Genomic DNA, 11533 nt, shown 5'->3' on the forward strand with positions numbered 1-11533 from the left:
TATCCATAATTATATTTCATTAATTCATGAAAATATAAAAATACAGACTGCTGTTCTGCCCGGAAGTTCATTGTGCGGCAAAGTTTACTTGAGTCATGATGGGAGGAAGGCGATTATTGGCTGCCTGCTTTCTTCCTCTTTGCCGGGTTGCTTTGCTCTGCTAAATGTTCTTCACCAGTCACGTATGCGGCATCTGTCCACCCTCTTTTAAGTGATACAGAGCCATGACCCTGTGGCGGGATGCCTGTCCTGGTCTTTATTTGATTAATATAGGGTTTCATTAAATCGTTGTTCAAAAGCTGGTTAGTCGGGATTTCAATGACCTCAAATCCTGCTTTTTGCAACAGTGCGATTTTCAGCAGAGTCGAACCATTCCTGGTGTTGAAATCACCACCTACGTAATGAGAGGGACCCTGAACTTCAATCACCATGTTGTGATCTGGCAGAAACAGGTCAACCGGAGGTAATGAGTTCAGACTTTTTTCTTCTTCAATCTTCAGAGATGGAATAGATGATTGGAGTTGATCGCGGAAGTCGGCCTGGGTTTTTGAAATGGTCGTCTGGTAATGGGGGACGACCGAAGAGGCTCTACCAAGCCAACTGGCGGCCATGATCATGATGGATCGATCATCTTTATTATCTGGCGAGGTATTTTCCAGGCGAGTCAACAGGTCATCCATGTGCTTTTCAAGCACGTTATTGTTATTGGCATTGGAGACCAGAGACAACCTGGCACAGTATACCATGACTCCCCAGAGAGACATCGATATCCCTTCCTGAGAAAACTGAAGGTTCTCACTGATTCGATAGACGAGCGATTCGAACGTAGAGGTAGCCACGTTCAGCTCAACGAATTCACCCAGTTTGGCCGTGGCCCACAGCAGGTTGGCAATACCCTGGGCATTAAATTGGTCTTTCTGTGCATTCACGTGGAGCAACAGTGCGGCCACAGCTTCTTTGAGCTCTGGTGTTTGCTCCAGCCCGTTGTCCACCAGCTTCGCTATGGCCCACAGCAGGTTGGTGATTGCCTGTGGTTTATAGTTAGCTTTCTGTGCGTTCACTTGGGGCAACAGCCCGGCCACGGCCTCGTTGAGACCGGGTGTCCACTCCAGCCCGTTGTCCACCAGTTTCGCCAGGGCCCACAGCAGGATGGCGATATCCTGGACATTAAATTGCACTTCCTGTGCTTTCAAGAGGGGCAACAGCGCGGCCACGGCCTCGTTTAGCACCGGTATCCACTCCCCGTTGTCCACCAGTTTTGCCAGGGCCCACAGCAGGTTGGCGATCCCCTGGGCATTAAATTGGTCTTTCTGTACGATCACGAGGGGCAACAGTCCGGCTACGGTCTCTTTGAGTCCAGGTGTTCGCTCCTGTCCGTTGTCCACCAGTTTCGCCATGGCCCACAGCAGGTTGGCGATTCCCTGTGGCTTAAAGTCAGGTTTCTGTGCGTTCACGAGGGGCAACAGTGCGGCCACGGCCTCGTTGAATTCTGGTGTCTGCTCGTACCCGTTGTCCACCAGTTTCGCCATGGCCCACAGCAGGTTGGCGATATCCTGGGGATTAAATTGGGCTTTCTGTGTGTTCACGCAGGGCAACAGTGCGGCCACAGCCTCTTTGAGCTCTGGTGTCTGCTCCTGCTTGTTGTCCACCAGTTTCGCCATGGCCCATAACAGGTTGGTGATTTCCTGAGGTTTGAAGTTGGCTTTCTGTGGCCTCACTCGGAGCAGCAGCACGCTCACGGTCTCGTTGAACGCTGGTGTTTGCTCCTGCCCGTTGTCCATCAGTTTCGCTATGGCCCACAGCAGGTTGGCAATATGCTGGGAATTAAATTGGTCTTTCTTCTGTCCGTTCACATGGGACAGCAGCGAAGCCACGGCCTCGTTGAGCTCTGGCGTCCGCTCCTGCCCGTTGTCCACCAGTTTCGCCATGGCCGACAGCAGGTTGGCAATACCCTGGGTCTTAAATTGGTCTTTCTGTGCGTCCACGTGGGGCAACAGCGCGACAACGGCCCCGTTGAACTCTGGTGTCTGCTCCTGCCCGTTGTCCAACATTTTTGCCATGGCCCACAGCAAGTTGGCGATACCCTGGGCATCAATATCTCTGGCTTCAGGTTTTTGGTTGCAGTTAAATGTTATTGAATCAAATAGCGTTGACAATAAGGCAGCTTGAGTATGCTTAACTCGCGCATCCATGGGTTTATGAACGGTAAACACACCCGCTGAAGTCAATGAATGCAGTGTTGTCGTCAGGCTTCGCCAATTCCAGCTCCGGCTTGCTGTGAAATTTTGCAGCAAACGCATCAGCTGGCTTTGTTCCCCTCGATTTAACGGTCTTTTAACCGCTAACGTGTATTTTTTAACTGAACTGGCATACAGACCGTGATCTCTCCCATCATAGCGTTGACCGAAACGTTGTGATTTACTCACCAGATCATCCATTATTTCCTGTTTGATGAGGACATTAAAATCTTGAGCAGAGTTAACTGAACGGTGAATTAAATATTGAGAAGGACGTCCAGAAGAATGGTGAAATTCATTACATCCAGGGGTAGAGCGGGGGTGACTACCCCGCTGTCTGACTGTGGCATGTCTATATCGCCCACGCCCTGAAGAAGGGGCATGGCCATTCGGTTGGTTGTAACCGTTACCTGATCTTGCGTATTGACCACTGATACCAGCAGAACGTCTATCCATAATTATATTTCATTAATTAATGAAAATATAAAAAGTAGACTGCTGTTCTGCTCAGAAGTTCATTTTGCGGAAAAGTATACTTGAGTCATGGTGGGAGGAAGGCGATTACTGACTGTTTGTTTTCTTTTTCTCTTCTTCTTTTTTTTTGCTGGGTTGGTTTGCTTTTCTAAATGTTCTTCACCAGTCACGTATGCAGCATCTGCCCACCCTCTATTAAATGATACAGAGTCATGCTCCTGTGGGGGGATGCCTATCCTGGTCTTTATTTGATCAATATAGGGTTTCATTAAATCTTTGTTCAAAAGCCGGTTAACCGGGATTTCAATGACCTTAAATCCTGATTTTTTCAGCAGTGCGATTTTCAGCAGAGTCGAACCATTCCTGGTGTTGAAATCACCACCCACGTAATGAGACGGTCCCTGAACTTCAATCACCATGTTGTGATCTGGCAGAAGCAGGTCAACCGGAGGTAATGAGTTCAGGCTCTTTTCTTCTTCAATCCGCAAAGATGGAATGCATGATTGGAGTTGATCGCGGAAGTCGGCCTGGGTTTTTGAAATGGCTTTCTGGTAATGGCGGACGACCGGACACGCCCTGCCAAGCCAACTTGCGGCCATGATCATGATGGATCGATCCTCTTTATTATCTGGCGAGGCATTTTCCAAGCGAGTCAACAGGTCATCCATGTGCTTTTCAAGCACGTTATTTTTATTGGGATTGGAGTCTAGAGCCAACCTGGCACAGCATACCATGACTCCCCAGAGAGACATCGATATCTCTTCCTGAGAAAACTGAAGGTTCTTACGGATTCGATAGACAAGAGATTCGAACGTAGAGGTAGCCACGTTCAGTTCAACGAGTTCACCCAGTTTGGCCGTGGCCCACAGCAAGTTGGCAATACCCTGGGCATTAAATTGGTCTTTCTGTGCGTTCACGAGGGGCAACAGCGCGACCACAGCCTCGTTGAGCCCTGGTGTCTGTTCCTGCCCGTTGTCCACCAGTTTCGCCATGGCCCACAGCAGGTTGGCGATTTCCTGTGGTTTAAAGTTAGCTTTTTGTACGATTACGCAGGTCAACAGCGCAGCCACCGCTTCGTTGAACTCTGGTGTCTGCTCGTGCCCGTTGTCCACCAGTTTCGCCATGGCCCACAGCAGGTTGGCGATAGCCTGAGGAACAAATTGATCTTTCTGTATGTTTACGTGGGGCAACAACACGGCCACAGCCTCTTTGAGCCCTGCGGTCAGCTCCTGCCCGTTATCCACCAGTTTCGCCATGGCCCACAGCAGGTTGGTGATTTCCTGTGGTTTAAAGTGAGCTTCCTGTGCGTTCACGTGGCGCCACAGCGCGGACACGACTTCTTTGAGCTCTGGTGTCAGATCCTGCCCATTGTTCGCCAGTTTTGCCATGACCCACAGCAGGTTGGTGATTGTCTGTGGTGTAAAGTCAGCTTTCTGTGCGTTCACGTGGGGCAACAGCGCGGCCGCGGCCTCCATGAGCCCTGGTATCTTCTCCTGCCCGCTGTCCACCAGTTTCGCCGTGGCCCATAGCAGGTTGGCGATTTCCTGTGGTTTAAAGTTAGCTTTCTGTAAGTGCACGTGGGGCAATAGCGCGGCCACAGCCTCGTTGAGCTCTGGTGTCCACTCCTGACCGTTGTCAATCAGTTTTGCCATGGCCCACAGCAGGTTGGCGATATGCTGAGGAATAAATTGGTCTTTCTTTATGTTTACGAGGGGCAATAGCGCGGCCACAGCCTCGTTGAGCTCTGGAGTCCACTCCTGACCGTTGTCAATCAGTTTTGCCATGGCCCACAGCAGAATAGCGATACCCTGGGCATTTAAGTGGTATTTCTGTGCGCTCACATGGGGCAACAGCACGGCCAATGTTTTGTTGAGCCCAAGTGAACTCTCCTCGCCGTTGATCACCAGTTTCGCCATGGCCCACAGCAGGTTGGGGATACCCTGGGCATTAAATTGGCCTTTCTGTGCGTTCACGCAAGGCAACAGCGTGGCCATGGCCTCTTTGAATTCTGGTGTCCGCTCGTACCCGTTGTCCAACAGTTTCGCCATGGCCCACAGTAAGTTGACGTTTTCCTGTGGTGTAAATTTCGCTTTCTGTGCCTTTATACGGGGCAATAGGGTGGCCACGGACTCTTTGAGCCCTGGTGTCTGCTCCTGCCCGTTGTCCACCAGTTTCGCCAGGGCACACAGCAGGTTGGCGATATGCTGAGGAATAAACTGGTCTTTCTGTGCGTTCACTTGGGGCAACAGCACGGCCACGGCCTCGTTGAGCTCTGGTGTCGACTCCTGCCCGCTATCCACCAGTTTCGCTATGGCCCACAGCAGGTTAGCGATATTCTGAGGCATAAACTGGTCTTTCTGTGCCTTTATACGGGGCAACAGCGTGGCCACGGCCTCGTTGAGCTCTGGTGTCTGCTCCTGCCTGTTGTCCACCAGTTTTGCCATGGCCCACAGCAGGTTGGCGATAGCCTGAGGAATAAATTGCTCTTTCTGTGCGTTCACTTCGGGCAACAGGGCGGCCACGGCTTCGTTGAGCCCTGGTGTCCGCTTCTGGCCGATGTCCACCAGTTTCGCTATGGCCCACAGCAGGTTGGCGATTCCCTGAGGAATAAATTGTTTTTTCTGTGCGTTCACATGGGGCAACAACACGGTCACGGCCTTTTTGAGCTCTGCTGTCGGCTCCAGCCCGTTGTCCACCAGTTTCGCCATGGCCCACAGTAGGTTGGCGATACCCTGGGCATTAAACTGGGCTTTCTGTGCGTTCACGCGGGGTAACAGTGCGGCTACGGTCGCTTTGAGTTCTGGTGTGTGTTCCTGTCCGTTGTCTACCATTTTCGCCATGGCCCATACCAGGTTGGCGATAGCCTGAGGAACAAATTGGTCTTTCTGTACGTTTACGTGGGGCAACAACGCGGCCACAGCCTCTTTGAACTCTTCTGTCTGCTCCTGCCCGTTGTCCACCAGTTTCGCCATGGCCCACAGCTGGTTAGCGATACCCTGAGCACTAATATCACTGGCTTCAGGTTTTTGGTTGCACTTGAATATTATTGCATCCAGTAGCGTCGATAATAAGGCAGCTTGAGTGAGCTGAACACGCTCATCCATGGGTTTATGACGGATAAAAACGCCTGCTGAAGTAAATGAGTGCAGTGTTGTCGTCAGGCTTCGCCAATTCCAGCTCCGTGTTGCGGTAAAATTTTGCAGCAAACGCATCAGCTGGCTTTGTTCTGTGCGATTTAACGGTCCTTTAGCAGCTGACGTGTATTTTTTAATTGAACTGGCATATCGACCGTGATGTCTCCCATCATAGCGGTGACCGCAACGATCCGATTTTCTCAACAAATCATCCATTATTTCCTGTTTGATGAGGGCATTAAAATCCTGAGCAGGGTTTACTGAACGGCCCTGTAGATGTTGAGAAGAGTTTGCTCCAGAAGAATGGTAAAATTCATGGCGACCCGGTGCAGTGTGGGGGGGATGATCCCATGGTCTGACTGTGGCATGTCGGTATCGCCCACGCCTTGAAGAAGGGGCATGGCCATTCGGTTGATTGTAACCGTTATCTGACCTTGCGTATTGACCACTGATACCTGCAGAGCTTCTGTCCATAATTATATTTCATTAATTCATGAAAATATAAAAAGCAGACTGCTGTTCTGCTCAGAAGTTCATTTTGCGGAAAAGTTTACTTGAGACATGATGGGAGGAAGGCGATTACTGACTGTTTGTTTTCTTCCTCTTTGCCGGGTTGGTTTGCTCTTGTAAATGTTCTTCGGCAGTAACGTATGCAGCATCTGTCCACCCTCTTTTAAGTGAAACAGAGTCATGCCCCTGTGGCGGGATGCCTATCCTGATCTTTATTTGATCAATATATGGTTTCATTAAATCGTTGTGCAAAAGCTGGTTAGCCGGGATTTCAATGACCTCAAATCCTGATTTTTGCAGCAGTGCGATTTTCAGCAGAGTCGAACCATTCCTGGTTTTGAAATCACCACCCACGTAATGAGACGGTCCCTGAACTTCGATCACTATATTGTGATCTGGCAGAAACAGGTCAACCGGGGGTAATGAGTTCAGACTCTTTTCTTCGTCAATCTTCAGAGATGGAATAGATGATTGGAGTTGATCGCGGAAGTCGGCCTGGGTTTTTGAAATGGTCGTCTGGTAATGGGGAATGACCGGACAGGTTCTGCCAAGCCAACTTGCAGCCATGGTAATGATGGATTGATCCTCTTCATTATCTGGCAATGTATTTTCCAGGCGAGTGAACAGGTCATCCATGTGCTTCTCAAGCACGTTATTTTTATTGGTATTGGAGTCTAGAAACAACCTGGCACAGCAGAGCATTACTCCCCAGAGAGACATCGATATCTCTTTCTGAGATAACTGAGGGTTCTCACTGATTCGATAGACAAGCGATTCGAACGTAGAGGTAACCACGTTCAGCTCAACGAGTTCACCCAGTTTCGCCATGGCCCACAGCAGGTTAGCGATTTCCTGTGATTTAAAGTTAGCTCTTTGTGCGTTCACGAGAAGTAGCAGCACGACCACAGCCTCGTTAAGCTCTGGTGTCCGCTCCTGCGCGTTGTCCACCAGTTTCGCCATGGCCCACAGCAGGTTGGCAATGCCCTGGGCATTAAGTCGGTTTTTCTGTGCGTTCAGGAGGGGCAGCAAGGCGGCGGTGGCCTCTTTGAACTCTGGTGTCCGCTCCAGCCCGTTGTCCAACAGTTTCGCCATGGCCCACAGCAGGTTGGCAATGCCCTGGGTATTAAATTGGTCTTTCTGTGCGCTCACAAGGGGCAACAGGGTAGCCACGGCCTCGTTGAGCCCTGGTGTCTGCTCCTGCCCGCTGTCCACCAGTTTCGCCAAGGCCCACAGCAGGTTGGCGATGTGCTGAGGAATAAATTGGTCTTTTTGTGCGTTCACTTGGGGCAACAGCGCGGCCACGGCCTCGTTGAGCTCTGTTGTCTGCTCCTGCCCGTTGTCCACCAGTTTCGCCATGGCCCACAGCAGGTTGGTGATTTCCTGAGGTTTAAAGTTGGCTTTCTGTGCGCTCACGTGGCGCAACAACGCGGTCACTGCTTCTTTGAGCTCTGGTGTCTGCTCCTGCCCGTTGTCCACCAGTTTCGCCATGGCCCACAGCAGGTTGGCGATTTCCTGAGGTTTAAAGTTAGCTTTATGTGCGTCCACGTCGGGCAACGACGCCGCCACGGCCTCGTTAAGCTCTGGTGTTCGCTCCAGCCCGTGGTCCACCAGTTTTGCCATGGCCCACAGCAGGTTGGCAATATGTTGAGGAATAAATCGGTCTTTCTGTGAATTCACGCGAGGCAACAGCGCAGCAACGGCCTCGTTGAGCTCTGTTGTCTGCTCCTGCCCGTTGTTCACCAGTTTCGCCATGGCCCACAGCAGGTTGGCAATGCCCTGGGCATTAAGTCGGTTTTTCTGTGCGTTCAGGAGGGGCAGCATGGCGACCATGGCCTCTTTGAACTCTGGTGTCCGCTCCAGCCCGTTGTCCACCAGTTTTGCCATGGCCCACAGCAGGTTGACGATACCCTGTGGTTTAAAGTTAGCTTTTTGTACGTTCACGAGGGGCAATAGGGCGGCCACGGCCTCGTTGAGCTCTGGCGACTGCTCCAGTCCGTTGTCCACCAGTTTCGCCATGGCCCACAGCAGGTTGGCGATTTCCTGTGGTTTAAAGTTAGCTTTCTCCGGGTTCACTTGTGGCAACAGCACGGCCACGCCCTCTTTGAGCTGCGGTGTCCACTCCAGCCCGTTGTCCACCAGTTTCGCCATGGCCCACAGCAGGTTGGCGATATGCTGAGGAATAAATTGGTCTTTCTGTGTGTTCACGAGGGGCAGCAGGGCGGCCACAGCCTCGTTGAGCCCTGGTGTCCGCTCCAGCCGGTTGTCCACCAGTTTCGCCATGGCCCACAGAAGGTTGGCAATGCCCTGGGCGTTAAATTGGTCTTTCTTTGCATTCAGGAGGGGCAGCAGGGCGGCCACCGCATCTTTGAGACCTGGTGTCCGCTCCAGCCCGTTGTCCACCAGTTTCGCCATTGCCCACAGCATGTTGACAACGCCCTGGGCATTAAGTTGGTTTTTCTGTGCGTTCACGCGGGGCAACAGCGCAGCCACGGCCTCTTTGAACCTTGGTGTATGCTCCTGCCCGTTGTCTACCATTTTCGCCATGGCCCACAGCAGGTTGGTGATAGCCTGAGGAATAAATCGGTCTTTCTGTACGTTCACATAGGGCAACAGAGCGAACATGGCCTCTTTGAGATCTGGTGTCTGCTCTTGGCCGTTGTCCACCAGCTTCGCCATGGCCCACACCAGGTTGGTGACTTCCTGTGGTTTAAAGTGAGCTTTTTGTGCGTTCACGTGGTGTAACAAAGCGACCAGGGCCTCGTTGAACTCTGGTGTCCGTTCCTGCCCGTTGTCCACCAGTTTTGCCATTGCCCACAGCAGGTTGGCGACACCCTGGGCATCAATATCCCTGGCTGGAGGTTTTTGGTTGCAGTTAAATATTATTGCATCAAATAGGGTTGACAATAAGCTAGCCTGCGTAAGTTTAACTCGCTCATCCATGGGTTTATGAAGACTAAAAACGCCCGCTGAAGTCAATGAATGAAGTGTTGTCGTCAGGCTTCGCCAATTCCAGCTCCGTGTTGCTGCGAAATTTTGCAGCAAACGCATCAGCTGGCTTTGTTCCGCTCGATTTAATGGTCTTTTAGCAGATGACGTGTATTTTTTAACTGAACTGGCATATAGACCGTGATCTCTCCCATCATAGCGATGACCGAAACGATCCGATTTCCTCACCAGACCAGCCATTATTTCTGGTTTGATGAGGGCATTAAAATCATGAGCAGAGTTTACTGAACGGTGTATTAAATATTGAGAAGGGCGTGTGCCAGAAGAATGGTGAAATTCGTTACATCCCGGGGTAGAGTGGGGGTGACTATCCCGCTGTCTGACTGTGGCATGTCTATATCGACCACACCTTGAAGAAGGGGCATGACCATTCGGTTGGTTGTAATCATTATCTGATCTTGTGTATCTACCACTGATACCAGCAGAACTTCTATCCATAATTATATTTCATTAATTCATGAAAACATAAAAGCAGACTGCTGTTCTGCCCAGAAGTTCATTTTGCGGAAAAGTTTACTTGAGTCATGATGGGAGGCAGGCGATTACTGACTGTTTGTTTTCTTCTTCTCTTCTTCTTCTTTGCTGGGTTGGTTTGCTCTTCTAAGTGTTCTTCACAAGTCACGTATGCAGCATCTGCCCACCCTCTATTAAATGATACAGAGCCATGCTCCTGTGGGGGGATGCCTATCCTGGTCTTTATTTGATCAATATAGGGTTTCATTAAGTCCTGATTCCAAAGCATGTTGACCGGGATTTCAATGACCTCAAATCCTGATTTTTTCAGCAGTGCGATTTTCAGCAGAGTCGAACCATTCCTGGTTTTGAAATCACCATTCACGTAATGAAATGGTCCCTGAATTTCAATCACCATGTTGTGATCTGGCAGCAGCAGGTCAACCGGAGGTAATGCGTTCAGGCTCTTTTCTTCTTCAATCCTCAACGATGGAATGCATGATTGGAGTTGATAGCGGAAGTTGGCCTGGGTTTTTGAAATGGCTTTCTGGTAATGGTGGACGACCGGACACGCTCTGCCAAGCCAACTTGCGGCCATGATCATGATGGATTGATCCTCTTCATTATCTGGCGAGGTATTTTCCAGGCGAGTCAACAGGTCATCCATGTGCTTTTCAAGCACGTTATTTTTATTTTCATTGGAGTCTAGAGCCAACCTGGCACAGCATACCATGACTCCCCAGAGAGACATCGATATCTCTTCCTGCGAAAACTGAAGGTTCTCACTGATTCGATAGACAAGCGATTCGAACGCAGAGGTAGCCAGTTTCAGCTCAACGAGTTCACCCAGTTTGGCCGTGGCCCACAGCAGGTTGGCAATACCCTGGGCATTAAATTGGTCTTTCTGTGCGTTCACGAGGGGCAACAGCGCGACCACAGCCTCGTTGAGCCCTGGTGTCTGCTCCTGCCCAAGGTCCACCAGTTTCGCCATGGCCCACAGCAGGTTGGCGATTTCCTGTGGTTTAAAGTTAGCTTTTTGTACGATTACGCAGGTCAACAGCGCAGCCACCGCTTCGTTGAACTCTGGTGTCTGCTCGTGCCCGTTGTCCACCAGTTTCGCCATGGCCCACAGTAGGTTGGCAATACCCTGGGCATTAAATTGGTCTTTTTGTGCGTTAACGTGGAGCAACAACGCGACCACAACCTCGATGAGCCCTGGAGTCTGCTCCTGCCCGTTATCCACCAGTTTCGCCATGGCCCACAGCAGGTTGGTGACTTCCTGTGGTTTAAAGTGAGCTTTCTGTGCGTTCACGTGGCGCAACAGCGCGGACACGACTTCTTTGAGCTCTGGTGTCAGCTCCTGCCCGCTGTTCGCCAGTTTTGCCACGACCCACAGCAGGTTGGTGATTGCCTGTGGTGTAAAGTTCGCTTTCTGTGCCTTTATACGGGGCAATAGCGTGGCCACGGACTCTTTGAGCCCTGGTGTCTGCTCCTGCCCGTTGTCCACCAGTTTCGCCAGGGCCCACAGCAGGTTGGTGATATGCTGAGGAATAAACTGGTCTTTCTGTGCGTTCACTTGGGGCAACAGTGCGGCCACAGCCTCTTTGAGCTCTGGTGTCTGCTCCTGCCCGTTGTCCACCAGTTTCGCCATGGCCCACAGCAGGTTGGCGATATGCTGAGGAATAAATTGGTCTTTCTGTGCGTTCACGTGGGGCAACA

4 protein-coding genes are annotated in these 11533 nt (G+C 51.0%); all 4 read right to left on the minus strand.

The window, feature by feature from the left end:
- Positions 1-113: 113 nt before the first annotated feature.
- Positions 114-2693, minus strand: coding sequence for a DUF1601 domain-containing protein (locus tag ACO6UY_RS22965; RefSeq protein WP_422491410.1), 2580 nt, complete (start codon positions 2691-2693; stop codon positions 114-116).
- Positions 2694-2752: 59 nt separating this feature from the next.
- A complete protein-coding gene (locus ACO6UY_RS22970) occupies positions 2753-6319 on the minus strand; it encodes a DUF1601 domain-containing protein (RefSeq protein WP_422491411.1) in 3567 nt (1188 codons plus the stop codon).
- A 105-nt stretch (positions 6320-6424) separates the two neighbouring features.
- Positions 6425-9799: a DUF1601 domain-containing protein gene (locus tag ACO6UY_RS22975; RefSeq protein ID WP_422463766.1), complete on the minus strand. Its 3375-nt coding sequence runs from the start codon at positions 9797-9799 to the stop codon at positions 6425-6427.
- A 58-nt stretch (positions 9800-9857) separates the two neighbouring features.
- Positions 9858-11533 (minus strand): DUF1601 domain-containing protein (locus tag ACO6UY_RS22980; protein WP_422463764.1); only part of this gene is annotated, 1676 nt, incomplete at its 5' end.

Source organism: Endozoicomonas sp. ALE010 (assembly GCF_049310165.1).
Taxonomy (GTDB): domain Bacteria; phylum Pseudomonadota; class Gammaproteobacteria; order Pseudomonadales; family Endozoicomonadaceae; genus Endozoicomonas.